The 24,464-nt window shown below is 67.3% G+C and carries 17 protein-coding genes and 1 pseudogene; 15 read left to right on the forward strand and 3 right to left on the reverse strand.

The window, feature by feature from the left end; translation table 11 throughout:
- From ACMX2H_RS06525 to ACMX2H_RS06555, 7 genes and pseudogenes are all read left to right on the forward strand, one after another.
- Window positions 1-111, forward strand: a pseudogene (locus ACMX2H_RS06525) (integration host factor, actinobacterial type); the annotation flags it as partial.
- Between the two features lie 12 nt (window positions 112-123).
- Window positions 124-696 carry a guanylate kinase gene (gmk, locus tag ACMX2H_RS06530; protein WP_414959733.1) on the forward strand — a complete coding sequence of 191 codons (573 nt, stop codon included), beginning with the start codon at window positions 124-126 and terminating at the stop codon, window positions 694-696.
- A 43-nt stretch (window positions 697-739) separates the two neighbouring features.
- Window positions 740-1,003: a DNA-directed RNA polymerase subunit omega gene (gene rpoZ, locus ACMX2H_RS06535; RefSeq protein WP_136785354.1), complete on the forward strand. Its 264-nt coding sequence runs from the start codon at window positions 740-742 to the stop codon at window positions 1,001-1,003.
- Window positions 1,004-1,032: 29 nt separating this feature from the next.
- On the forward strand, window positions 1,033-2,388 hold the full coding sequence (locus ACMX2H_RS06540; protein WP_414959734.1) for a bifunctional phosphopantothenoylcysteine decarboxylase/phosphopantothenate synthase: 1,356 nt from the start codon (window positions 1,033-1,035) through the stop codon (window positions 2,386-2,388).
- A gap of 308 nt (window positions 2,389-2,696) precedes the next feature.
- Window positions 2,697-3,902, forward strand: coding sequence for a methionine adenosyltransferase (metK, locus tag ACMX2H_RS06545; protein ID WP_414959735.1), 1,206 nt, complete (start codon window positions 2,697-2,699; stop codon window positions 3,900-3,902).
- A 5-nt stretch (window positions 3,903-3,907) separates the two neighbouring features.
- Complete coding sequence (locus ACMX2H_RS06550; RefSeq protein ID WP_414959736.1) at window positions 3,908-6,043, forward strand: primosomal protein N'; 2,136 nt, start codon at window positions 3,908-3,910, stop codon at window positions 6,041-6,043.
- Window positions 6,044-6,329: 286 nt separating this feature from the next.
- Window positions 6,330-8,282, forward strand: a complete 1,953-nt coding sequence (locus ACMX2H_RS06555) for an HNH endonuclease signature motif containing protein (protein ID WP_414959737.1) — start codon at window positions 6,330-6,332, stop codon at window positions 8,280-8,282.
- A 356-nt stretch (window positions 8,283-8,638) separates the two neighbouring features.
- Here ACMX2H_RS06555 and ACMX2H_RS06560 read toward each other — a convergent pair whose 3' ends face one another.
- Both ACMX2H_RS06560 and ACMX2H_RS06565 read right to left on the reverse strand, forming a co-directional pair.
- Window positions 8,639-9,736: a glycosyltransferase family 4 protein gene (locus tag ACMX2H_RS06560; RefSeq protein ID WP_414959738.1), complete on the reverse strand. Its 1,098-nt coding sequence runs from the start codon at window positions 9,734-9,736 to the stop codon at window positions 8,639-8,641.
- Window positions 9,733-10,611 carry an alpha/beta fold hydrolase gene (locus ACMX2H_RS06565; RefSeq protein ID WP_414959739.1) on the reverse strand — a complete coding sequence of 293 codons (879 nt, stop codon included), beginning with the start codon at window positions 10,609-10,611 and terminating at the stop codon, window positions 9,733-9,735. The genes ACMX2H_RS06560 and ACMX2H_RS06565 overlap by 4 nt, the downstream gene beginning before the upstream one ends.
- Window positions 10,612-10,896: 285 nt before the next feature.
- Here ACMX2H_RS06565 and glpK point away from each other — a divergent pair, with 285 nt between their 5' ends.
- The 8 genes from glpK (at window position 10,897) to holA (ending at window position 23,789) form a co-directional block, all read left to right on the forward strand.
- Entirely contained in the window at window positions 10,897-12,411 is a 1,515-nt protein-coding gene (gene glpK, locus ACMX2H_RS06570; RefSeq protein WP_414959740.1) for a glycerol kinase GlpK, read from the forward strand.
- Window positions 12,412-12,575: 164 nt separating this feature from the next.
- Window positions 12,576-15,065 carry a leucine--tRNA ligase gene (leuS, locus tag ACMX2H_RS06575; protein ID WP_414959741.1) on the forward strand — a complete coding sequence of 830 codons (2,490 nt, stop codon included), beginning with the start codon at window positions 12,576-12,578 and terminating at the stop codon, window positions 15,063-15,065.
- A gap of 14 nt (window positions 15,066-15,079) precedes the next feature.
- Window positions 15,080-16,027: a DegV family protein gene (locus ACMX2H_RS06580; protein ID WP_414959742.1), complete on the forward strand. Its 948-nt coding sequence runs from the start codon at window positions 15,080-15,082 to the stop codon at window positions 16,025-16,027.
- Window positions 16,028-16,090: 63 nt separating this feature from the next.
- Window positions 16,091-17,047 carry a TIGR03885 family FMN-dependent LLM class oxidoreductase gene (locus ACMX2H_RS06585; RefSeq protein ID WP_414959743.1) on the forward strand — a complete coding sequence of 319 codons (957 nt, stop codon included), beginning with the start codon at window positions 16,091-16,093 and terminating at the stop codon, window positions 17,045-17,047.
- 43 nt (window positions 17,048-17,090) lie between these two features.
- On the forward strand, window positions 17,091-18,779 hold the full coding sequence (locus tag ACMX2H_RS06590) for an alpha-amylase family protein (protein ID WP_414959744.1): 1,689 nt from the start codon (window positions 17,091-17,093) through the stop codon (window positions 18,777-18,779).
- Between the two features lie 150 nt (window positions 18,780-18,929).
- Window positions 18,930-19,796, forward strand: a complete 867-nt coding sequence (locus ACMX2H_RS06595; protein ID WP_414959745.1) for a helix-hairpin-helix domain-containing protein — start codon at window positions 18,930-18,932, stop codon at window positions 19,794-19,796.
- 632 nt (window positions 19,797-20,428) lie between these two features.
- Complete coding sequence (locus tag ACMX2H_RS06600) at window positions 20,429-22,714, forward strand: ComEC/Rec2 family competence protein (protein ID WP_414959746.1); 2,286 nt, start codon at window positions 20,429-20,431, stop codon at window positions 22,712-22,714.
- Window positions 22,715-22,781: 67 nt separating this feature from the next.
- Window positions 22,782-23,789: a DNA polymerase III subunit delta gene (gene holA, locus ACMX2H_RS06605; protein ID WP_414959747.1), complete on the forward strand. Its 1,008-nt coding sequence runs from the start codon at window positions 22,782-22,784 to the stop codon at window positions 23,787-23,789.
- Between the two features lie 133 nt (window positions 23,790-23,922).
- Here the strand turns inward: holA and ACMX2H_RS06610 are convergent, their stop codons facing one another.
- Window positions 23,923-24,396, reverse strand: coding sequence for a hypothetical protein (locus ACMX2H_RS06610; protein ID WP_414959748.1), 474 nt, complete (start codon window positions 24,394-24,396; stop codon window positions 23,923-23,925).
- Between the last annotated feature and the right edge of the window lie 68 nt (window positions 24,397-24,464).

Here is a 24,464-nt window from a genome sequence, read left to right on the forward strand (position 1 = left end):
GTCCGCGCCGCCGCCATCATGGAGACGGTCGGCATTGCGCGCAGCCGCCGGCTACGCGGCCTCGGCGTCCACCAACGGCGTGCCTTGATTGACCACTTGGAATCCCAGTAACAGATGGAAGATATGTCCGACAAACCCCGCCTGACCGTTCTCGCCGGCCCCACCGCCGTCGGCAAGGGTACCGTTTCCACCTATATCCGCGACCATTACCCTGAGGTCTGGCTCTCCGTCTCCGCCACCACCCGTGAGCCCCGCCCCGGCGAGCAGGACGGCGTCCACTACTTTTTCGTCGGCGCCGATGAGTTCGACCGGCTGGTGTCCACCGGCGACATGCTGGAATGGGCCGTGGTGCACGGGCGGAACCGCTACGGCACGCTGCGCCGCACCGTGGAGCGTGCGATGGCAGACGGCAAATCGGTGCTGCTGGAGATCGATCTGCAGGGAGCCCGGCAGGTCAAAGAATCCATGCCGGATGCCACCTTCGTGTTCCTGGCCCCGCCCAGCTGGGACGAAATGGTCCGCCGACTGGTGGGACGCGGCACCGAAACACCCGAGGAACAGCAGCAACGGCTGGAAACCGCTAAACTAGAACTTGCTGCCGAGCCCGAGTTCGATTTCACCGTCGTTAACGACGATGTCCAGCGGGCGGCAGACGAGCTCGTTTCACTGATGGGACTTCTTCCGCACCCGCGCTGAGCAGGTCATGGAAGAAATTGTTCCGGAACAAATTGGAGATTTTGTGTCGACCAACCTCGAAGGCATCATCAACCCGCCGATCGACTCCCTGCTGGAAGCTGCGGATTCGAAGTACGCGCTGGTGATTTACGGTGCCAAGCGTGCCCGCCAGATCAACGCCTACTACTCGCAGCTGCACGAAGGCCTGTTCGAGTACGTCGGCCCGCTGGTGGACACCAAGCTGAACGAGAAGCCGCTGTCCATCGCACTGCGCGAGATCAACGAGGGCCTGCTGGTCAGCAAGCCCGTTGAAAAGGTCGCAGAGTAACTTCACCAGCGTCTAACACCGGGGCAGGCATGCGGATCATTTTGGGCGTAGGCGGCGGGATCGCCGCCTACAAATCGGCATCCCTGCTCCGGCTCTTTAAGGAAGCCGGCCACGACGTCACTGTGATGCCGACCGACGCCGCAGAGAAGTTCGTTGGCCGCGCCACCTGGGAAGCCCTTTCCGGGAACCCGGTCAGCAACAGCGTGTTCGACGACGTGGAGTCGGTGAATCACGTCCGGCTGGGCCAGGAAGCCGATCTGGTGGTGGTCTGCCCGGCCACCGCGGATCTGCTCGCCCGCGCCGCGGCCGGTCTGGCCGGCGACCTGCTGACCAACACGCTGCTGGTCGCCACCGCACCGGTGGTTTTTGTGCCGGCCATGCACACCGAGATGTGGCAGCACCCGGCTACCGTGGCGAACGTGGCCACTTTGCGCAGCCGCGGCAGCACCGTCATGGACCCGGCCGTCGGCCGGCTGACCGGCAAGGACACCGGACCCGGACGGCTGCCCGAACCGGCGGAGATCTACGCGTTCATCACCAGCGGACTCGCTGATGGAACCTTGAAACAGCGTCCGACGGCGGCGTCTGGCTCTGCAGCGTCCCTCGCCACCCAGCAGGGAACGTCAGCGGTAAGTGCGCCGGACGCCGCTGCTTCCGGCTTTGCTCCGGATGCTGCCGAGGTGGTTTCGAACGTCCCTGCTGCGGAACCGGGCCCGCTGGCCGGTAAGCGCGTGCTCATCACCGCAGGCGGCACCCGCGAGCCGCTGGACCCGGTGCGCTTCCTGGGCAACCGGTCGTCCGGAAAACAGGGCGTTGCGCTGGCACGGGCCGCTGCCGCCGCCGGGGCCGAGGTCGAACTGATTGCCGCCCACCTTGAAGTCGCTATCCCCGACGGGATCAAATCCAGCACGGTGGAGACCGCGCTGGACCTGCGGGAGGCGACGCTTGAAGCAGCGGCGCGCGCCGACGTCGTCATCATGGCCGCGGCAGTAGCCGACTTCCGGCCGTCCGAAGTGACGGACAGCAAGATCAAGAAACGCGACGACGACGAGGACCCGGTCATCACGCTGGTCCGGAACCCGGACATTCTGGTGGAGATCGTGCAGCAGCGCGGCGCCGCCGGCACGCCGCTGATTATTGGCTTCGCGGCGGAGACCGGCGACGACCGCGGAGACGTGCTGGACTACGCGCGCAGCAAGCTCGAACGCAAGGGCTGCGACCTGCTGGTGCTCAACCGCGTGGGCCGCGACCTGGTGTTCGGCCAGGACGACACCGAGATCACCGTGCTGGCTCGCAGCGGCGCCGAACCGCAGACGCACCGCGGCAGCAAGGACAGCGCCGCCGCCGCGGTCATCAAGCGCATCGTCGCCGAACTCTCGGGCTGACGTCTGCCGGCGCCCGCGGGCTGCGCCAGCGCAGCAAGGCCAACACTGCTGCGCCAATGCAGCCGCGCAGGTTCTGGGGTTGCCAGTCCTGACGATGCCGGCGCCACAGTAACTGTGCGGCAGCGCCAGCCAAGGCAGGGCCAGCGGCAGCGTTGGTTCTGCACCGATAAAAGGCCCCGAGTCGCCGCCGTCCAACGGGTGTTCCGGCGTCCCTGCCCCTGATGTCCCTCTGTTTCGCCCCATGACCGGCGCGCTCGGGCCGTGTCAACAGTTCCGTGGCGGTCCCCGCCAGCAAGTAAGGTATGTCTGTGACTTCTTCTGACAGCAATCTGCGGCTCTTCACGTCCGAGTCGGTGACTGAAGGCCATCCGGATAAGATCTGCGACCAGATTTCCGACGCCATCCTCGACGCACTGCTGAGTGTTGACCCCGATTCCCGGGTGGCGGTCGAGACGCTGACGACCACCGGCCTGGTGCATGTGGCCGGTGAGGTCACCACCCAGGGCTACGTGGAAATTCCGCAGATCGTCCGGGACACCATCCTGGAGATCGGCTACAACTCCTCGGACAAGGGTTTCGACGGCGCCCGCTGCGGCGTCTCCGTCTCTATTGGCCAGCAGTCGCCGGAGATTGCCTCGGGCGTCTTCAATTCCTTCGAAAGTCGCGAGGGCACCGGACTGGACGAGCGCGACGCCCAAGGCGCCGGCGACCAGGGCATCATGTTCGGCTATGCCAGCGACGAGACAGACGTGCTGATGCCCGCCCCGATCTGGCTGGCCCACCGGCTGTCCGAGCGGCTGACCGAGGTCCGCAAGGACGGCACCCTGTCGTACCTGCGTCCGGACGGCAAGACGCAGGTGACCGTTGGCTACGACGGCGACAAGCCCATCTCTGTCAACTCTGTGGTCATCTCCAGCCAGCACGAAGCCGGTGTTGACCTGGGCCATCTGCGTGCCGATCTCGCCTCGCACGTGATCGAACCCGTGCTCGCGGCCAGTTCCCTGGACACCACCGACGTTCGCTACATCCTCAACCCGGGCGGCGACTTCGTGATCGGCGGACCGGTGGGCGACGCCGGACTGACCGGACGCAAGATCATCGTGGACACCTACGGCGGCATGGCCCGGCACGGCGGCGGTGCCTTCTCCGGCAAGGACCCGTCCAAGGTGGACCGCTCGGCGGCCTACGCCATGCGCTGGGTAGCCAAGAACGTGGTGGCCGCCGGCCTGGCGCGGCGCGCCGAGATCCAGATTGCCTACGCCATCGGCATGGCCCGGCCGGTGGGCATCTACGTGGAGACCTTCGGGACCGAAACGGTGGATCCCGCCCGTATTGGTCAGGCCATCAACGAAGTGTTCGACCTGCGCCCGCTGGGCATCATCAGCGACCTGCAGCTCAAGCGGCCGATCTACAAGCAGACGGCAGCGCACGGCCACTTTGGTCGCGAAATTCCGGACTTCACCTGGGAGCGGACCGACCGCGCCGACGCACTGCGCAGCTACTTCAACGCCTGAGCCCGATGGGCTCTGATCCGCATCAGCTAAGCCTGCTGCAGGGCTTCGGCACGCCGAAGAATGCTCCCGGTACGTCGCCGGCGGCTGCCACCAACCGGGTGGCCCGGGTGCTGATCGAAACGTCGCTGCCACATCTCGACCGCATCTTCGACTACCTGGTGCCGGAAATCCTCGACGCCGAGGCCGTCCCCGGCGCGCGGGTCAAAGCCCGCTTCGGCGGCCAGGAGATGAGCGGGTTCATCACCCGCAGGACGTCGGAAGCGCCGGAAGGGGTCAAGCTGGTCCCCTTGGCCAAGGTGGTCTCCGCTCAGCCGGTACTCAGCGACGAACTGCTGCAGCTGGCCACCGCGGTAGCGGAACGCTACGCCGGCAACGTCAGCGACGTGCTGCGCGCAGCCATCCCAGCCCGCGTCGCGAAAGTGGACAAGGAATTTGCCGCCCGGGAAGCAGAGTCCGTTGCGTCGGATACTTCTCTACCCGACGCCGCCGGTTCGCCTGAGCCCTCACCGGGAGCTGCCGAAGCCTATGCGGGCTACGACGGCGCCGCGGATTTCCTTGCCCAGCTGGCTGCTGGTGCCGCGCCGCGAGCGGTCCTGGCCAGCCATAAGTCCTACGGCCCGGCGTCGTGGGCCGCACAAGTAGCCCATGCCGTCGCCAGCGTTCGGCAGAGCGGGCGCGGCGCCGTCGTCGTTGTTCCAGACGCAAAGGATCTGGCAAGCCTGGAAGCAGAGCTGCAGCGGGTACTGGGCGCAGACCAGTACGTGCGGTTGACCGCCGAGGACGGCCCGACGCCCCGCTACCGCAACTACCTGCGGCTGTTGCACGGCGAGGTTTCCGTGGCGGTCGGGACGCGCTCAGCGGCCTATGCACCGGTGCAGGATCTGGGCATGGTAGCTCTGTGGGACGACGGCGACGACCTCCTGATCGAGCAACGCGCCCCCTACCAGCATGCACGCGAAGTGTTGCTGCTGCGGACGGCCCAGATCGGCTGTGCGGCACTGTTTGGCGGTGTCTCGCGCAGTGGCGAAGCGCAGCGCCTGGTCGAGAGCGGTTGGGCATCGGCGCTCACGCCCTCCCGACCGTTCCTGCGGAAAGCCGCTCCACGCATCCTGAACACGGCGGATTCCTTCCAACAGGAACGCGATCCGATGCTGCGGCAGGCGCGGTTGCCGCACGCCGCGTGGCTGGCAGCCAAGGAAGGGCTGGAACGCGGGCCGGTGCTGGTGCAGGTGGCGCGGACCGGGTTTTCGCCGGCTTTGTCCTGCCAAGACTGCCGCACGCCGGCGCGGTGCACTGACTGCAACGGGCCGCTGGCGCAGTCGGGACGCAGCGCAGTGCCGGCCTGCCGCTGGTGTGGCCGGCTTGCCACGCACTACTCCTGTCCGGAATGCGGATCGCAGCGGCTTCGCGCCTCGGCGATCGGTGCCCTGCGCACTGCGGAGGAGCTGGGGCGGGCGTTCCCCGGCGCCACCGTGGTGTCATCGTCCGGGGAGCACATCAAGTCCGTTGTGGAGTCAAAGAAGGCCTTGGTCGTGGCCACACCGGGTGCTGAGCCGGTAGCCCCCGGTGGCTACGCCGCGGCGCTGCTGCTGGACGGAAACTCCATGCTCATCCGCGAGTCCTTGCGGACGCCGGAAGACGTGCTGCGGCGCTGGTTCCGTGCCGCGTCACTGGTTCAGCCTTCCTCGGAGGGAGGGCTGGTGGTGGTCACGGCCGACCAGGACACAGTGGTGGCCCCGTTGGTCCGCTGGGATCCCGCGGGCGCCGCGGCAAGGGAAATGCAGCTGCGCCGCGAGCTCCAGTTGCCGCCCGCGGTCCGGATTGCGGCCCTGACCGGCAAGGCGTCAGGGATCGAAGCGTTCATGGCGGATTTTGAACTCGCAGGCAGCCTGCGCACCGTCGGCCCGGTCGAGCTCCAGACGCGTGAGGGGCAGGCGCATGACGGGCAGGCGCGTGAGCATCAGTTGCGCGAGCTTCAAGCGCGGCCGGGGGAGGGCGGTGAGCACCGGTTGCTGTTGTTCTTCAGCTATCAGGACGGGCCCACCGTGACGGCGGCGTTGCGCCATCGCAAGGCGGCGCTGGCGGCCAAGCGCGTCCCCGACCCCGTGCAGGTGCGCTGCGACGGTGTGGACTTGCTCTAGTTGCTTGGTCCCGGACCCGTGCAGGTCGGCGTAATGGGGGGCCTATTTTCGGACTCGGGCTTGCTCCCGAGTTCCTCTCCCACCCTTGGTCTAACGATCACGCGCACTCTTGGACGGACGTCGCCCACCCTTCGTAGTCTCCACCGCCCACCTTTCGATGAAGTCGTTGCTCACCTTTGACGGGTGAAGCCCACCTTCAGTTGAAGTGGATACCCACCCTCTTTTCGAACGCAGTATCTACACCACACCTATTGTGTTCGAAGTCACATTCTACTAAAATAGGTGCATGGCACCCGCACCGCTGGAATCCCGCGAGCCGGACACTCCCGGCCAGGGCAGTGTGCCATTCGCGTCCCGCGACGTGGCTGCCGCCAACCAGCCACAAGCTGAGCCGCAAGCCGGTTCCGGACGCGACGCCGTAGGCGAGGCACAAGTGGGGCTGGCGCGCCGGTATGCAGCGGTGCAGGCGTTTGATGTAGACGGGATTCCCGTGGATCCGGATCCTGACTGGATGTCGGGTCGCTGGGATGCCTCACCCGAAGCCGATTCCTACTGGGCAGAGCTGGAAGCGTCGCTGAACGCTTCGTTGGATCAGCAATGCGTAGATCCGCTGAACGGATTGCTGCCTCGGGAGTTCTTTGACGACGAATCTTGCGATCGGCCCACTGACGCGGACTTTCCCGAACTGATCGGGTTACGAGACTCGGCTGGCGCGCATGTCTCGGCTGGCGGCGCCGGTCTTCCCTCCGGTGCCGCGGCCGACTCCGGTGCAGCAGCCGCCGCCCGCACGGGCGGGCCTGGTGCCGGGTTGCGGTTGTCCGGTCAGCAGTTGCTAGACGTAGTGGGCCGGCAGGAGCCTGCCCTGATGGTTTACGAGGAGGCTGCCTTCGCGCTGGTTGAAACCGGGCGGGCGCTGGCGTGGCTGGAAGCGCACAAGTTCAGTCTGCTCAATGCCCTCTACCTGCAGGCGCTGGACAGCCAGGAAGACGCTTGGGCCACGCCCTACGAACCGGAAGGGCGTCGTCCGAACGGCCACGACGCGGAATCTTCGGTGGTGGATGAGGCCGCGCACGCGCTGCGACTTCCGCGGAGGACAGCACAGGACAAGATCGCGTTGGCACTCAAGCTCCACGGACCTTTTCGCAACACGCTGGCGGCCCTGTCTGCCGGGGATACGAGTGCCGGGATTGCCGAGGCACTGGTGGATCAAGCCGGTTCATTGCCTGAGGATGCACGCACCGACTTCGAAGCTGTCATGCTGCCGGCCGCGACGGAGGACGCGATGACCCGGTCCAAGTTTGCGGCCCGCGCCCGGACGCGGCGCGAGCGGGAACACCCCGAATCGATCGCCGTCCGCCATGCCAAAGCGCGCCGGGACCGTCGGATCGAGCTGCATCCGGACGAGGACGGCATGGCCTGGCTGAACGCATATCTGCCGGCCGAGGAAGCGGTCGCGGCGTTCAACCGGATCCAGTCCACCGCCATTTCATTACAAGACGCCGAGGAGTCCCGGACACTGACCCAGTTGCGGGCGGATGTGCTTTCCGACTTGCTGCTGACCGGCATTTCACCGGGGCCGAGGATGGGTAAATCGGGCCCGAGGATCGCCGCACATGCCAGCCTCACCGTTCCGGCGCTGACGCTGCTGGGACTCGGTGAGGAGCCGGCCGAGCTCGACGGGTACGGTCCGATTGCCCCCGATGTGGCACGCCGACTTGTAGGCGATGGGACATCCTTCACACGAATCCTGACCGATCCGATCAACGGTGCCGTGGTCGCGCTTGACCGCAAACAGTACCGGCCCACCAGGGCGCAGCGCCGGTTCCTGCGTACCAGGGACCGGACCTGTCGGGCGCCGGGCTGCAACAGGGCTGCTGAACACTGCGAAATAGATCATGTCCACGCCTACTCGAAGGGCGGGAAGACTGATGTCGACTGTATGTGTTGTTTCTGCAAGGTCCACCACGGTTTGAAGACTGCGGGCTACGCGAAGGCAGGCCAACCGGTCCCCGGTACCATCGACTGGACTACCGCAGCCGGCCTTACCTACAGCACTTCGGCAGACCCGCTCGCGGTCACCCCGCCGGGGGAGCTCGCCGACATCCTCGAACGGCACGAAATCAGCGACTTGAACGAACGGCTCAAAGACGCTTGGCGAAAGCACCAAGCTGCCCATCCACCCACACCACATGCGGTCCACAACGGAATCGCCACGGACCTCACACCACCACCGTTCTAACCGCCACGTTTCTAGCCGCCATCCTTAGCAGCGTGCAACCGCCGAGTAAGTGATTGGCTGGACGGCCTGACTGTGACTTCACCGCCTGTTCTTCACCGTGAGGGAAATCACGCAGGCCTTACCACGCGGCGTCGCCGCAGGTACTTCACCGTTTAGAGAAAGCGTGCCGGACATTCCATGCGGGGTCGCCGCTTGTGCTTCACCGTGTGGCCTTCACAGGGCCTCGACGAGCGGGCCTCACAGCCTGTGCTCCACCTGCGCGCTTCTCCGCACGAGCTGCACGCTGCATGCTTCACGGCTCAGGAAAACCGTGCAGGCTCACCAGGCTTCATCGAGGAGGTCTGGCGGCTTGCGCGTTACCTCGCGTTCTTCACACCCACTCGGCGGCGTCGCTCCATGACTTCCTCGGCTGCTGCCACCAGCTGCCGCGCCGATTCGTCCCAGTCGTAGGCGGCAGCCCGCGCGATGCTGGCTTCGGAGGCGGAACGGAACGCGCCGGGCTGGTCCAGGGCTGCCACGGCGGCGGCAAAGTCGGCCGGTTGGTCCGGATCGACGAGCGTGACCGCACCGCCGCCTACCTCACGGAAGATGGGGATGTCGCTGGCGATCACCGGCGTCCCGGCAGCCATGGCCTCGATCAGCGGGAGGCCGAAGCCTTCGTCGCGGGAGAGGGTGACCAGCGCGGTGGTGCGCCGGAGCAGCTGCTGGTATCCGGCGTCCGAAATGCCGCTGTGGAATACCAGGCGGCCCGAATCCGCTGCCCGCGCCTCCAATTCAGCCTGCCGGTCCGGCCGGATGGGGCTGAGTAGATGGAGTTGGTAGTCAGGCAGCAAGACCATGGCGTCGATGATGGTTTCCACGTTCTTGTACGGCATGAATGAGCCCATGTAGAGCAGGGTTTTGTCGCGCGCGGCGGCCGGGTCACGCGGCGCGCCGTGCGGCTGGGCGGCGTTGGAGACAATCCGGATGGGCTTCCGGGTGAGCCGGTGGCGTTCCATCAAAGACTGCGTGGTCCGGCTGATCGTGGCGACCGTGTCCGCCCGGTTCAACAGCAGGCGCTGGGGCCAATAGGCCTTGTGGTAAAGCCGCCACAGCAGCTGCACCGGTTTCGGCAGGAAACCGGGAGGCTTGGGGTGCGAGTAGTAGATCAGGTCATGCAGGGTCAGGATCAGGCCATAGTCGCGGCCGAAGCTGCCCATGGTCTGCATGGGGCAGACAACCACGTCGGCGCCCAGTTTGTTGACGCGCCGTGCCACGAAAAGTTCTGCAGGGGAGAGCGGACTGTTGATCTTGGTCCACGGCACATCCGGCAAAAACTGCAGCTGCCGCTCGTCGCTGATGAGCATGCCCACATCCACCAACCGGGCGGTCGCTTCAATCAGGCTCGCCCCGTAGCGGCTGATGCCGTCCAACTGGTCCGTACGGGTGAACCTGGCGTCAATCAGGAGTTTCATGCACTCATTCCGTCGATGAAGTCCCGGATGTAGGCGGCGGCCGGGGCCGGGGTTTCGTAGTGAATCAAATGCCCGACGGCGGGGATCACTTCCAGCCGGGCGTCCGGTATCGCTGCGGCCAACTTGCGCTGGCTCGGCACGGATCCGATGTCGTCGCGTTCCCCGGCAATCAGGAGCACCGGCAGGTCCAGTCGGCCGGCAACCTGGGCGACGTCGGCGGAGATGGAAGCGCGAAAAGCTTCCAGCACCACTCGGCGGTTCGCGAAGGCGCTGAAGTAGGCATCGTGCTGGGCATGGATATAGGAGCGCAGTTGCGGGTCCCGGGTCTTGGCCATCATGACGCTCATCGCCCGGACAATGATGCGGTTGCGCAGCAACCCAAAGCCCAGCCGTTCGGGCAGCTTGGCGCCGGCCCAATAGTAGAACCCGGCCAGCCGGGAGGCGACGGCCTTCGGTCCCTGGAGCGCCGGTTCGCTGATCGGATTAACCAGGATCGCGGCCCGAAAACGCCCCGGATGCGCCGCCAGATAGTGGCTGGCCACGATGGACCCGAAGGAGTGGCCCAAGAGGTAGGTCTGCGGACCCAGGTCAAGCTCCCCGGCCAGACGGTCCAGGAACCGGATGTACCCCTCGACATCGTGGCTGCCGGAGGCCAGCGGTTCGGACTCGCCAAAGCCGGGCAGGTCCGGGGCGATCACGCGGTATCCGGGCAGCTGGTCAACCACCAGTTCCAGCCCATGGTGATCACCGCGGAAGCCGTGGACCATCAGCAGGGTGGGCGCGCCGTCGTCGTGCCCGGGATACTCCCAATAACGCACCCATGCGCCGTCGAGCAGTATCTCGCGCCGAAGTGCGCGTTCGGCCACGGTGGTCACGTCCGGCTTCCTGCAGGTTCCATGCCTTCGACTTTACCGACACGACGGCGGGGCAGAGTGCAGCCGGGACATGTCGGCGCGTGGGATCGCCCGGCGTGGGAGGGTCCGGCGACGCGGCGGCGCACCAGCGGAGGTGCACGAAGGGTGCACCGGGTCGGCGCACCAGCGGCGGTGTACACATGCCGACCCACAACTGCCGGGACGCAATTGACGGTGCCCTGTGCCGCCGGTTAGGTTCAACAGCAGCCGGGCACAGTTGCCCGGGACAATCGGTGGAGGGCTTAGATGGCGGAGTTCGTACTGGCGATCGACCAGGGAACCACCTCCACGCGCGCGATCATTTTCGACCACAGCGGCACCCCGGTCTCCACGGGCCAGCGCGAGCACCGGCAGATCTTCCCGCAGCCGGGCTGGGTGGAACACGACCCGCTGGAAATCTGGGACAACACCCGCGAAGTAGTGGGCACGGCGCTGTCCCGGGCCAGCCTGACCCGCCATGACATCGCCGCCGTCGGCATCACCAACCAGCGCGAAACCACGGTGGTGTGGGAGAAAAGCACCGGCAAGCCGGTGTACAACGCGATTGTCTGGCAGGACGTGCGCACGCAGCAGATCTGCGATGAACTGGCCGCCGACGGCGGTGTTGACCGCTTCCGCGAGCAGACCGGCCTGCCGCTCTCGCCCTACTTCGCCGGCACCAAGCTGGCCTGGATCCTCCGCCATGTGGACGGTGTCCGCGAACGGGCCGAGGCGGGCGAGCTGCTGTTCGGCACCACCGACAGCTGGGTGCTCTGGAACCTCACCGGCGGTCCGGATGGCGGCACGCACGCGACCGACGTCACCAACGCCTCCCGCACCCTGTTCATGGATCTCCGCACCCTGCAGTGGGACAAGGAGATCCTCGACGTCTTCGACATCCCGACGGCGATGCTGCCGCAGATCCGCTCGTCGTCCGAGGTCTACGCGGAGGTCCACGGCTCACAGTTGCTGCGCCATGTTCCGGTAGCCGGCATCCTCGGCGACCAGCAGGCGGCCACATTCGGACAAGCGGCGTTCAACCCCGGCGAGGCCAAGAACACCTACGGCACCGGGTGCTTCGTGCTGGTTAACACCGGCCAGGAGATCGTCCGGTCCTCGCACGGACTGCTGACCAGCGTCGGGTACCAGCTGGGCACCGCCGCACCGCAGTATGTGCTGGAGGGTTCCATCGCCGTCGCCGGGTCATTGATCCAGTGGCTGCGCGACAATCTGGGCATGGTCTCGTCGGCACGGGAGGCGGAGGAGCTGGCCGGCACTGTCGCGGACACGGGCGGCTGCTATTTTGTGCCGGCGTTCTCCGGGCTATTCGCGCCCTACTGGCGGCAGGATGCCCGCGGAGCCCTGGTCGGCCTGACCCGGTTTGTCACCAAGGCACACATTGCCCGTGCGGCACTGGAAGCCACGGCATTCCAGACCCGGGAGGTGCTGGATGCAATCAATGCGGACGCCGCGGTGCCGCTGACCGGCCTCAAGGTCGACGGCGGGATGGTCGCCAATGACGCCCTGATGCAGTTCCAAGCAGACATCCTCGGCGTGCCGGTGATGCGGCCGCAGGTCACCGAGACAACGGCCCTCGGCGCGGCCTACGCGGCGGGCCTCGCCGTCGGATTCTGGGAAGGGACGGAGCAGCTGGCCCGCAACTGGGCGCAGGACAAGGTTTGGGAACCGCAGATGCCTGCCGAAGAGCGGGAGCGCCGGCTGCGCTTGTGGAAGAAGGCGGTCACCCGGACCTTCGACTGGATCGACGACGATGTGTTGTGAACGTGCGGTAAAGTGGTGCCATGTTCGCACTGCTCCTTAGCTAGCCGCTGCCGCGGGGTCCACGCCCTGCTTCAGCGGCCCGCCCCTCCGATGTTGAGGGGCTTTTGTGTGTCTAGGGGAGTCAGGCCAGTGCGCAGTACAGACAAGAGGACGAGGCAAGCACAGTGAGTACGCAGTCGGGTACGGAACAGCACGAGTACAGTTTCTCCACCATGGAGGCCAAGTGGCCGGCCGTGTGGGAGGAACTTGATGTCTTCGCACCCGCCGACGACGGTTCGCGCGAGCGCCGCTACGTGCTGGATATGTTCCCGTACCCCTCGGGCGACCTGCACATGGGCCACGCGGAGGCCTTCGCCATGGGCGATGTGGTGGCCCGCTACTGGCGGCTGAAGGGCTACGACGTCCTGCACCCGATCGGCTGGGACTCCTTCGGCCTGCCGGCCGAGAACGCCGCGATCAAGCGCAATGCCCACCCCAGCGAGTGGACCTACGCCAATATCGACACCCAGGCGGCCTCCTTCAAGCGCTACGCCATCAGCGCCGACTGGTCCCGCCGGCTGCACACCTCGGACCCCGAGTACTACCGCTGGACCCAGTGGCTGTTCCTGCGGTTCTACGAGCGAGGCCTGGCCTACCGGAAGAACTCGCCGGTCAACTGGTGCCCGAAGGACCTGACCGTGCTGGCCAACGAACAGGTGGTCAACGGCGCGTGCGAGCGTTGCGGCACCCCGGTGACAAAGAAGAGCCTCAACCAGTGGTACTTCAAGATCACCGAGTACGCGGACCGGCTGCTCGACGACATGGACGAGCTCAAGGGCCACTGGCCGGAGCGCGTGCTGGCGATGCAGCGCAACTGGATCGGCCGGTCCGAAGGCGCGCACGTCCGCTTCACCGTTGAGGAAGCCGCCGGGCGCCCGGCGAAGGACGTCACCGTCTTCACCACCCGGCCGGACACCCTGCACGGCGCCACGTTCTTTGTGGTGGCCGCCGACGCCCACCTGGCACTGGACCTGGTCACGCCGGAGCACCACGATGCGCTGATGGACTACCGGGAAAAGATCAAGGCGCTCTCCGACATCGAACGCCAGTCCACCGAACGCGAAAAGACCGGCGTGTTCCTGGGCCGCTACGCGGTGAACCCGCTGAACGGCGAAAAGCTGCCGGTCTGGGCGGCAGACTACGTGCTGGCCGACTACGGCACCGGCGCGATCATGGCCGTCCCGGCGCACGACCAGCGCGACCTGGACTTCGCCAAGACCTTCGACCTGCCGGTGCGCGCCGTCGTCGACACCGGTGAAGAGGACCCGGCGGTCACCGGCGTCGCCACCAACGGCGAGGGCACCCTGATCAATTCCGGCGAGCTGGACGGCCTGTCCAAGACGGAGGCCATCAGCCGCGCCATCGAACTGGTGCAGGCTGCCGGGACCGGTGAGAAGACGGTGAACTTCCGGCTGCGCGACTGGCTGCTGTCCCGCCAGCGGTTCTGGGGCGCACCGATCCCGATTGTCCACTGTGACGAATGCGGCGAGGTGCCTGTGCCCGACAACCAGCTGCCGGTCCGGCTGCCCGACGATTTGCGCGGCGAGGCGTTGTCGCCGAAGGGCACGTCGCCGCTGGCCGCTGCCGCGGACTGGGTCAACACCGACTGCCCGAACTGCGGCAAGGCCGCGCGGCGTGATACCGACACCATGGACACGTTCGTGGATTCGTCCTGGTACTACCTGCGTTTCGCCTCACCCGACTACACCGAGGGCCCGTTCGAGAAGGAAGCGGCGGCGCGCTGGCTGCCGGTGGACCAGTACGTGGGCGGCGTGGAGCACGCCATCCTTCACCTGCTCTACAGCCGGTTCTTCACCAAGGTGCTCAAGGACATGGGCCTGATCGATTTCGACGAGCCGTTCCGGGCGCTGCTGAACCAGGGCCAGGTGCTCAATGGCGGCAAGGCAATGAGCAAGTCGCTGGGCAACGGCGTGGACCTGAGTGAGCAGCTGGACAAGTTCGGCGTGGACGCGGTCCGGCTGACCATGGTCTTCGCTTCGCCGCCCGAGGACGACGTGGACTGGGCCGACGTCTCGCCGTCCGGTTCGGCCAAGTTCCTGGCCCGCGCGTGGCGGCTGGGCCAGGACGTCGCCTCGGCGCCGGGCACGGAGTACGACGGCGGAGACCGCGCCCTGCGTGCGGTGACGCACCGTACGGTCGCCGACGCGGCGGACCTGCTGGACGCCGGCAAGTTCAACGTGGTCATCGCCAAGCTGATGGAGCTGGTCAATGCTACCCGCAAGGCCATTGACGCCGGCCCCGGCGCGGCTGATCCGGCGGTGCGCGAAGCCACCGAGGCGGTGGCCATCATCCTGAGCCTGTTCGCCCCCTACACTGCGGAGGACCTGTGGGCCCAGCTGGGCCACGAACCGTCGGTGGTGAACGCCTCCTGGCCGACCGTGGATGAGTCGCTGCTGGTGCAGGACACAGTCACGGCCGTGGTGCAGGTTGCCGGCAAGGTGCGCGACCGGCTGGAGGTGGCGGCGGACGTCAGCGAGGACGAGCTGGAGAAGCTCGCGCTGGCCTCGCCGCAGGTCATCCGCACCCTCGAAGGCCGCGACGTGCGCAAGGTCATTGTGCGTGCACCGAAGCTGGTCAACATCGTTCCGGCCTGATCGGGCCGGCACCCGTGAACTGGCTCGAGCAACTGCTGCAGCGGTCCAAACGGCTGCTGCAGCAGCCGCCTGCCCGGACGGGCCAGCCGCCGCGGCACCGCGTCGCCGTCGTCACTGATTCGGCTGCGTCACTGCCCGCCGACTGGGTCAACCAGCCGGACACCGCCGACTGGCTCCGGGTGGTGCCGATGCCCGTGATGATTTCCGGCCAGATCTACGGGGAAGGGGTCGACGACGTCGCTTCCGCCCTCGCGATCGGCCTCGCCGAGGGACGCGACATCAAGACGTCGCGGCCGTCGCCGGGGCTCCTCGAACGGACCTACCGCGAGCTCGAGGAGCTGGGCTTCGAGTCGATCATCTCCATCCACCTCTCCGCCGAGCTGTCCGGCACCATCGAGGCCGCAGGCCTGGCTGCCGACGGCGTGGGCATCCCGGTGGAAGTTGTGGACACCCGGAGTGCCGCGCTGGGGCAAGGCTTCGCCGTGATCGACGCGGTGATCGCGGCGCAGAGCGGCTTCGACCGGCAAACCGTGGCCGAGCGCGCCCGAGCCGCCGCGGTTTGCTCGGACGTGTACTTCTACGTGCCCAGCCTGGACCAATTGCGCCGCGGCGGCCGGATCTCCGCCGCCTCCGGCGTGCTGGGTTCGCTGCTGTCCATCAAGCCGCTGCTGGGCATCCGCGACGGCGCGATTGTCCCGCTGGAAAAGATCCGCACCGCCGCCCGTGCGCAGGCCCGGCTGCAGCAGCTGGTGGTGCGCCGGATCGAGGAACTCGACTACGAACCGCGGGTCTCGGTGCATTATTTCGGCAATGAATCCGAGAGCCGGGCCATCGCGGAAACCCTGCAGCAACACCTCAGCGACGACGTCCTGATCACCCCGGTGCCGTCGGTTCTTGCTGCGCATACCGGACTGGGCGTCATCGCCGTGGTGGTCGGGCCGCCCGCCCCGCACCTGGCCTGAACGGGCGTTCCGCGACTCCTCAGTCCCTCGACAACCCGTGCAGGGCTCGGTAAGGATGGAGGGGTGACTGTCATTGGATTCCATGCATCCCACGAACAGATCTCGCCCGCACAGCTGCTGAAGGACGTGAAACTGGCGGAGGAAGCGGGCTTCGACGCCGCGATGTGCTCGGACCACATCGAGCCGTGGTCCGAGCGCCAGGGACATTCCGGCTTCGCCTGGTCCTGGCTTGGTGCAGCGCTGGCCACCACCACGTTGCGCTTCGGCGTCGTCACCGCTCCAGGCCAGCGCTACCATCCGGCGATCATCGCGCATGCCGCGGCCACCCTGGCCGTCATGTTTCCGGGGCGGTTCTGGATGGCTCCGGGCAGCGGCGAGAACTCCAACGAGCACATCACCGGCGATGCCTGGCCGTCCAAGGACGTGCGCCAGCAGCGGCTGGAGGAGTCCGTGGAGGTGATCCGCCGCCTGCACGACGGCGAGGAGGTCACCCACCGCGGTCTGGTCACCGTGGAGCACGCCAGGATCTGGGAGGTGCCGGACCCCAAGCCCGAACTGATTGCACCCGCCATCAGCGTGGAGACCGCCCGCCGCGCCGCACGTTGGGCGGACGGGCTGATCACGGTCAACCAGCCGCCGGAGCAGCTAAGGAAGGTCCTGGCCGGTTACCGGGACAATGGCGGGCGCGGGAAGGCCGCGCTGCAGGTGCACCTGTCCTGGGCGCCGTCGGAGGAGGCCGCCGTCAACATCGGCCTGGACCAGTGGCGCTCCAACACTTTTGCTCCTCATGTGGCCGCAGATTTGGCCACGGCCGGGCACTTTGACGCCGTGAGCGAGCATGTCGGCGAGGACCAGTTGCGCAAGGCAGTCAACGTCTCGGCCAGCACCGGCCGCCATGTGGAATGGCTGCAGGAGTATCTGGACTTGGGCTTCGACGAACTGTACCTGCACTTCGTGGGGCAGGAGCAACGGCCCTTCATCGAAACGTTCGCCGGCGAGGTCCTGCCGAAGCTGCGCTGACGGACTGTCCCGGACCGTCCTGACGGAAAGCGAGGAGAGGCCAGTGAGGATTACCGATACCTCCGACCTGTGGTGGAAGACAGCCGTTGTCTACTGCCTGGACGTGGAGACGTACTTCGATTCCGACGGCGACGGCGTGGGAGACTTCGCCGGCCTGGCTCAGCGCGTGGACTATCTGGCCGAACTGGGTGTCACCTGCATCTGGCTGATGCCCTTCTATCCCACGCCCGAGCGGGACGACGGCTATGACATCACCGACTTCTACGGCGTGGACCGGCGGTTGGGGGACCACGGGGACCTGGTGGAATTCCTGCGCACCGCCCGGGACCGCGGCATGCGGGTCATCGCGGACTTGGTGGTCAACCACACCTCGGACCAGCATCCCTGGTTCCAATCCGCGCGCCAGTCCAAAGACAGTCCCTTCCGGGACTACTACGTGTGGCGGTCGGACCCGCCGCCGGACACCTCCAAAGAGGTGGTGTTCCCGGACCAGGAGCAGTCGATTTGGACCAAGGACAAGTTGACCGGGGAGTGGTACCTGCACCGCTTCTATAAGCACCAGCCGGACCTGAACGTGACCAACCCCGAGGTCAGGAACCATATCGCCAAGGCCATGGGCTTCTGGCTGGAACTGGGGCTCGACGGTTTTCGTGTGGACGCGGTGCCCTTCTTTCTTGAAACCGTGGGGCAGGACGGGGCTGGGCTGCCGGACCCACATGAGGTCCTGCGCGACCTTCGCCGCTACTTGAGTCGCCGTCGCGGTGGCGGAATCCTGCTGGGCGAGGTCAACCTGCCGTATAAGGACCAGCTGACCTTCTTCGGCGGCAGCGACGGCGACGAACTGAACGTGATGTTTGACTTCATCGCCATGCAGAACATGTACCTGTCCCTCGCCCGGCAGGACGCGGGACCGCTGGCCAAGGCGCTGACGGGCAGGCCGGCCATTAACCCGGACAACCAGTGGGCAACCTTCGTGCGCAACCACGACGAGCTGACGCTGGACAAGCTCACCGACGAAGAGCGCCTAGAAGTCTTCGCCGCCTTCGGGCCCGAGGAACAGATGCAGCTCTACGGCCGCGGCCTCAAACGCCGGCTGCCCCCGATGCTGGACGGGGATCCGCGCCGGATCCGGATGGTGTACTCGCTGCTGTTTTCCCTGCCGGGCACCCCGGTGCTGTACTACGGCGAGGAAATCGGCATGGGGGAGAACCTGGATGCCGAGGGCCGCCTGGCCGTCCGCACGCCCATGCAGTGGACGGACGGCCCGAACGCGGGCTTCTCCACCGCGGAGCCCCGACAATTGATCTCGCCGATGGTGGACGGCGGCTTCAGCCCGCAGTTCGTCAACGCCGCACAGGCCAAACGGGATCCGGATTCGCTGTGGAACTTCATGGCCATGCTAATCAAGCGCTACCGCGAGTGCCCGGAGCTGGGCTGGGGCCGTTTCGAGGTCCTCAAGCAGCCGGAGAAGTCCGTGCTGGCCCATCGCTGCAGCTGGGAGGAGTCAAGCATGGTCCTGCTGCACAATCTCTCGCCCGATCCGGCCACCGTCACGCTGGACTTGACGACGGAGGATTTGCCAGCGGAGAAGCTCCGGGACGTGATGCTGCTGGACCTGTTGGGCGATTCGGACGTGAAGATCGCCGAGGACGGCACGTGCAGCCTGCCGCTCGAGGGCTTCGGCTACCAGTGGCTGCGCCTGCAGCGCCCCGAGGACCGGCGGCTGCCGTAGGACTGGCGCGGAGCGGACTGCGCGGCAGGGCGGCGCTGTACGGGGTTAGCTGAGCGTCATTCCCTCCACAGCCGGCCTCTCTGGTCGGTTCATCCACGAACACCCCAGCGGCCGGGAAAGGTGCCCGCGCCGCGGACCTAATGTTTCCGCATGGGCCGACACCGCTGGCTTCCAGCAGCCGTCCGCGACGGCGCTGCATCACCGCTCAAGCGAACACCTCGGTTCCGCATTGCCCTCGGAGCGGCCTTCGTCGTGGCCGGGCTGTGCCTGGGCTACGGGATCGTTTCGATAGCGACCGCGGACCTGGCCCGCTCGTCCGCGCCGGTTGTGGACGGCATCCCTTTACGGTCCGGCCCTTCCTCGGGGCCAGATACCCGGGAGGGTGCCGGGGGCAGCGGAGATTCGCCTGCCGCCAGCGACGGTGAAGGACCGGCGATGCCTCAGGACGGCGGCGACGGCACGAAAAGTGGCGGCGGAGCAGACGCCGAGGCTGACGGCGGAATGGGCGGCGGGGACGACGGCGGCGGCGACGCCGGAGCACCCCTCATCGTCCACGTGGCGGGAGCCGTGGCATCGCCTGGCATCGTCCGGCTGGGCGCAGGCGCCAGAGTGTTCGAGGCGATCGAAGCGGCCGGCGGCGCCAGAAAGGAAGCACGGCTCGAGGCGCTGAACCTGGCCGCACCTCTGACCGACGGCCAGCAGGTCTATGTGCCCACGCCGGACGATGCCGGGCCGCCGGCGCCGGGCAGCGGGACCGGCGGCGGCGCCGCTGGTGGACCTGGGAGCGGCGGCGCCGCTGGTGGCGGAGCGGCCGGCGGTCCTGTTGGCAAGATCAACATCAACACGGCCAGCGCCGAGGAACTGGCGGAGTTGCCGCGCGTGGGGCCGGTGCTGGCCGGGAGGATCGTGGAGTTCCGCGAGCAGCACGGGCCGTACGGGCAACCGTCCGATCTGGACGCGGTGCCGGGCATCGGGCCGGTCATGCTTGAGGCGCTGGTGGAGCTGGTGACGGTGTGAGCGGAGCACGGTGGCAGCGGTACGCAGACGCGGCCCGCAAACCGGTCTCGGCCGGGCCGGTGGACTCTAGCGTCCCCTGTGAACGGGAGCACGGCAGCGCCTCTGGCCGCCCGGAAACTGGCGCTGCAATCGACGGGCGCGGCCCTGTCCCCGGCGCTGCGAACGACGGGCGCGGCCCCGTCCGCGGCGCTGCAATCGACGGGCGCGGCCCTGTCCCCGGCGCGCTGGATAGCAGCCGGTCGGAGGGAAGGCGCCGGGCGGACCTGCAGCAGCTGCTGCTGAAGCACATCACGCCGGATCCGGCTTCCGCAGCGCAGGGAGAAACCCGGCGACTGGACCTCCGCCTCGGACTCGCCGCATTGACTTGCTGGGCAGCGGCGCTGGCCTTGCCACATGCCCCGCCCGGAGTGGCACTGACAACGGCTGCCCTGCTCCTGGGTGCTGCCGGCGGCGCGTCGGCCCGCCTGTTGCTTCCGGCGAGGCTGTTCCGAACCGGGCTGCGCCGGGCCGGGAGACTGCAGCCGAAGAGCCGGCCGTCGCCGGAACGTGGCCTAAAGTCCCGGTGCCCGCCTTCCGACGCACGCAACGGCCGGCAGGGTGGCAGGCGGCGCCCCGAGCGTAGGCGACAGCCCGTGCGCAGACGGGGCAGCGGGTCGGGAGCCACCGCCGTCGTGCTGGTGCTGTCCAGCTGTACCGGACTGCTGGCGCTGATGGTGGGTGTGGGGCAGACACAACGGTTGGCCGGACCAATCGGGGGCGCCATCGCCGCAGAGGAAACCATTACCGCGCGCCTCGTAGCCACCGGTGACGCGTCCCAAGTGCAGGCACCGCAGCAATTCGGCGGCGGACCGCGCTTCCATCTGAAGGCCACCATCGTCGAGGCAACGTCCGCGGGCACCCGCTTTGAGGCGGACACGCCCGTGCTGGTGCTGGGCGGCCCGAAGTGGTCCGGAGTCAGGTATGGAGAGCGGCTTCGGGCGTCCGGCACCCTGGTCAGGGCCGACTCTGGCCAGTCGGTGGCGGCGCTGTTGATTGCGTCGACGGTGCCCGCGGATCGGACCACACCGCCGCTGGACGCGTGGGTCTCCGGTCTTCGCACGCAGTTCGTCAAAGCACTGGTTGCCCTGCCTCCGGACGCACGCGGCCTCCTGCCCGGCATGGTGCTAGGCGACAAGGAACACCAGGCCGACGGCTTGGAAGACGCCATGCGGCGCACCGGTCTGACGCACCTGCTGACCGTGAGCGGCGCGAATGTGTCCTACGTGCTGGGGTTCGTTTACCTGCTGGGTTCGGCCGTGCGCTTACCGCGCTGGGCCAAGGCAGTTGCCGGGGTCGCGAGCCTTGCGGGATTCGTGCTGCTGGTTCGCCCCGAGCCCAGCGTCCTGAGGGCGGCGGTGATGGGCTCCATCGGGGTGGCCGCTGTGCTTAGCGGGCGGCGGAGGGCATCGCTCTCTTTCCTGGCCTTGGCGGTGCTGGTGCTGCTGGTCATGGATCCGTGGTTGGCCGCCAGCTACAGTTTCATCCTCTCGGTGCTGGCAACCTTGTCGCTCGTGCTGCTGGGTGCCGCCTGTTCGCGCTGGCTGCAGCGGTTCCTTCCGGTCCCGCTGGCCCACGCCGTGGCGATGCCGATGGCGGCTCAGGTGTTCTGCGCGCCGGTGATCGTGCAGTTGCAGCCGGAACTGGCCCTGTACTCCATACCGGCGAACGTGGCAGCCGGGCCGGTGGTTCCTTTCATCACCATTACCGGAATGATTGGCACCGCCCTGCTACCGCTCATCCCGGGCCTCGGCACGTTGGCGCTGCACACGGCTGGATGGATGACGCTATGGGTGGCCGGCGTGGCCCGATGGTTTTCCGAGCTGCCGCTGGCAGCACTGCCGTGGGCCGGCGGCCCGCTGGGCGCCGCCGGTGCGGCTGCGGCCGGCCTGGCACTCCTTTGGGGCGTCCGCCGCATCTCGGTCGGCAGCAGTTCCGGAAGGAATCCGGAATCGAAGGACGAGCCATCCGGGAACACGTCCCGCCGCGGCGGACACGGCGGGGCCAACTCGCGCCGGCGGGTTCTGCGGCTGGCGTGCTGGACGGCAATTCCGACGCTGCTGGCAGGAAGTGGAGTTGGCCTGCTGGTTGTGCTTCTGGTTCCGAGTGGCCCCCAGGCATCGTGGGATGTAGCAGCCTGCGATGTGGGTCAGGGGGATGGCCTGGTGGTCCGCACCGGTCCGCGGAGTGCCATCGTGGTGGACGCCGGGCCGGAAGCTGACCTGATGGGCCACTGCCTGGACGGGCTGGGCGTGGAGCGGATCGATGTCCTGATGCTCACGCACATGCACCTTGACCACTACGGCGGGCTTGACGGCGTCCTGGCCGGGCGCCAGACCGAGCGCGTCCTGTATTCGAGTGCGAAGGAAACACTGCCCGAGGCGGTCCGCGCCGCGCTCCAGACGCACGGGCTGGACGCCGAACGCGCCGCGGCAGGACTAACCGGCTCGGCCGGAGCGGTTGACTGGGCCGTGCACTGGCCAGTGGAAAACAGCGCCGGCCTGTCCGAGAACGATGCCAGCCTCGTCGTCGGGATCAAACTGCGGGTGGACAGCGGGGGAGAGGTGAGGATGCTTTTGACCGGTGATCTGGAGCAGGAACAGTTGCCTAAGCTGGCGCTTCGCCTGGGCTCGGATTTCGCCGTGGACGTCCTGAAAATCAGCCATCACGGCGCCCGCAACGGCGGGACTGCGCTCATCAGCGGGCTGCGGCCGTCCGCAGCCCTTGTCTCGGTGGGCGCGGAGAACGACTATGGCCATCCTGCGGCGGAAATCCTGTCCGCGCTGAGCGCCGCCGGCGTGCATGTGCTGCGGACCGACCAACTGGGGACGGTGCTGCTGGATGCCGACCGCGGAAAGCTCTCCGTGCTCAGCGGCAGGTAGGCACCGGACGCTTTGGGCAAAAGCCCCGGAACGTGAAACTCTTGACCTGAACAAGGAGGAACCTGACGTGAACCCGCCCCCCGGATCCCGCGCTTCTGCCGCCAAAAAGAGCGCCGCGACTGTCTCTTGGCGCGACGTCGAGCCGGCCCCCATCGTGCTGGTCAGCGGTCCGGAAGAGTACCTGGCCCACCGGGCCAAGGAGCGCGTCCGGAACCTGCTGCGCGGCCAGCAGCCGGACCTTGAGCTGACGCAGCTGGACGCTTCCTCCTACACCAGCGGTGAGCTCACCATGCTGGCCAGCCCCAGCCTTTTCGGCGAAGCGAAACTCATTGAAGCCTCCTCGCTGGCGCAGATGAACGATGAGTTCCTGACGGATACGCTCGCCTATCTCTCGTCTCCGGCCGACGACGTCTGGTTGGTCCTGCACCACGGCGGCGGAACCCGGGGAAAGAAACTGCTTGATGCGGTCAAGGCATCGGGCGCCCCCGTGGTTGACTGCCAGGCGATGAAGAAGGACGCCGACAAGCTGGACTTCGTCAGGCAGGAGTTCAAGGCCGCCCGCCGCGCAATCGACCCGGCCGCGGCCCAGGCGCTGGTGTCCGCCGTCGGCTCATCTCTGCCGGATCTGGCGGCCGCCTGCTCCCAATTGATTTCCGACGCCGATAGCGCCGTCACCGAAGAGACGGTGGAAAAGTACTATGGCGGCCGGGTGGAGGCAACCGGCTTCAAGGTCGCCGACGCTGCCATCTCCGGCCGGGGTGCCGCCGCACTGGCCTCCCTCCGGCACGCGCTGGCAACCGGTGTTGATCCGGTACCGATCGTTGCCGTGCTGGCCATGAAGCTGCGCCAGATCGCCAAGGTCAAAAGCGCCTCGGCCAATGCACGGGAGTTGGGCATGGCCCCCTGGCAGTTCGACCAGGCCCGCAGGGACGCACGGCTGTGGGATTCGGAGGCGCTGGCCCGCTGCATCCAGGTGCTGGCCGAGACCGACGCCCAGGTCAAAGGCGAAGGCCGCGACCCGGAATACGCCGTGGAACGGGCCGTCACGCTGATCGCCACCAGCGCCCGTCGCTAACGGGCTGACCCGGCGGTCTGCGTCCGGGCCCAGCGAGCATGAAAGCCTCACGCTTCCCTACCTCAAGGCGGCATCCCGCCGGCATCACCCACGGTGGGTGAGATTTGGTACTCCTCTGGCTGGCGCTGCGGGGTTAGCTGCCGTCCGGTGACTCCTCCGGCGACCCCTCGGGGGACTCTGCCGGGGACCCTGACTGCGCCGCCGGCACGGCCGTCACACGCGCAACGCACTCGAGGCCCGAGGCATTGCTGGTGTAGATACTGGCGAAGGCGACGTCGGTGGAATCGCCAGGCGCGAGGGTGAAGGATTCCTCCTTCATGCCGAGGACGTCTTCGCTCCCGGTGCGGATTACCGAGAAGCGGATCGTGTACGTGTTGGCGGCGGTACCGACGTTCGTCAGGCTGGCCTTGCCTCGCCAGACCCCGTCCTCGTCTGCAGAACACAGGAACCCGCTCAACGCGCCTTGCGTCGTCGCCGACGGGGAGGCCGTCGCTTCAGAGGCAGTCTCCATTGGGCTTGCGGTGCTTTCGCCTTCCGGCGGACCTGAGCAGCCCGCCAGCAGGATCGTTGCTGTTGCCAGTGCGGTGACGAGTTGGGCCCGTTTCATCTGGCCAGATTATGCGCGGCGACCAGGGGGAAGGATCACCCAATCCGGGTGAAGAACCGGAAACCGGA

This window comes from Arthrobacter sulfonylureivorans (assembly GCF_047607445.1).
GTDB classification, from domain to species: domain Bacteria; phylum Actinomycetota; class Actinomycetes; order Actinomycetales; family Micrococcaceae; genus Crystallibacter; species Crystallibacter sulfonylureivorans_A.

What these genes read in the sequence shown, in the direction of transcription:
- gmk (WP_414959733.1), top strand. Translation starts at nt 124, where the DNA reads ATGTCCGACAAACCCCGCCTGACCGTTCTCGCCGGCCCCACCGCCGTC.
- ACMX2H_RS06540 (WP_414959734.1), top strand. Translation starts at nt 1,033, where the DNA reads ATGCGGATCATTTTGGGCGTAGGCGGCGGGATCGCCGCCTACAAATCG.
- ACMX2H_RS06550 (WP_414959736.1), top strand. Translation starts at nt 3,908, where the DNA reads ATGGGCTCTGATCCGCATCAGCTAAGCCTGCTGCAGGGCTTCGGCACG.
- ACMX2H_RS06555 (WP_414959737.1), top strand. Translation starts at nt 6,330, where the DNA reads ATGGCACCCGCACCGCTGGAATCCCGCGAGCCGGACACTCCCGGCCAG.
- ACMX2H_RS06560 (WP_414959738.1), bottom strand. Translation starts at nt 9,736, where the DNA reads ATGAAACTCCTGATTGACGCCAGGTTCACCCGTACGGACCAGTTGGAC.
- glpK (WP_414959740.1), top strand. Translation starts at nt 10,897, where the DNA reads ATGGCGGAGTTCGTACTGGCGATCGACCAGGGAACCACCTCCACGCGC.
- ACMX2H_RS06595 (WP_414959745.1), top strand. Translation starts at nt 18,930, where the DNA reads ATGGGCCGACACCGCTGGCTTCCAGCAGCCGTCCGCGACGGCGCTGCA.
- ACMX2H_RS06610 (WP_414959748.1), bottom strand. Translation starts at nt 24,396, where the DNA reads ATGAAACGGGCCCAACTCGTCACCGCACTGGCAACAGCAACGATCCTG.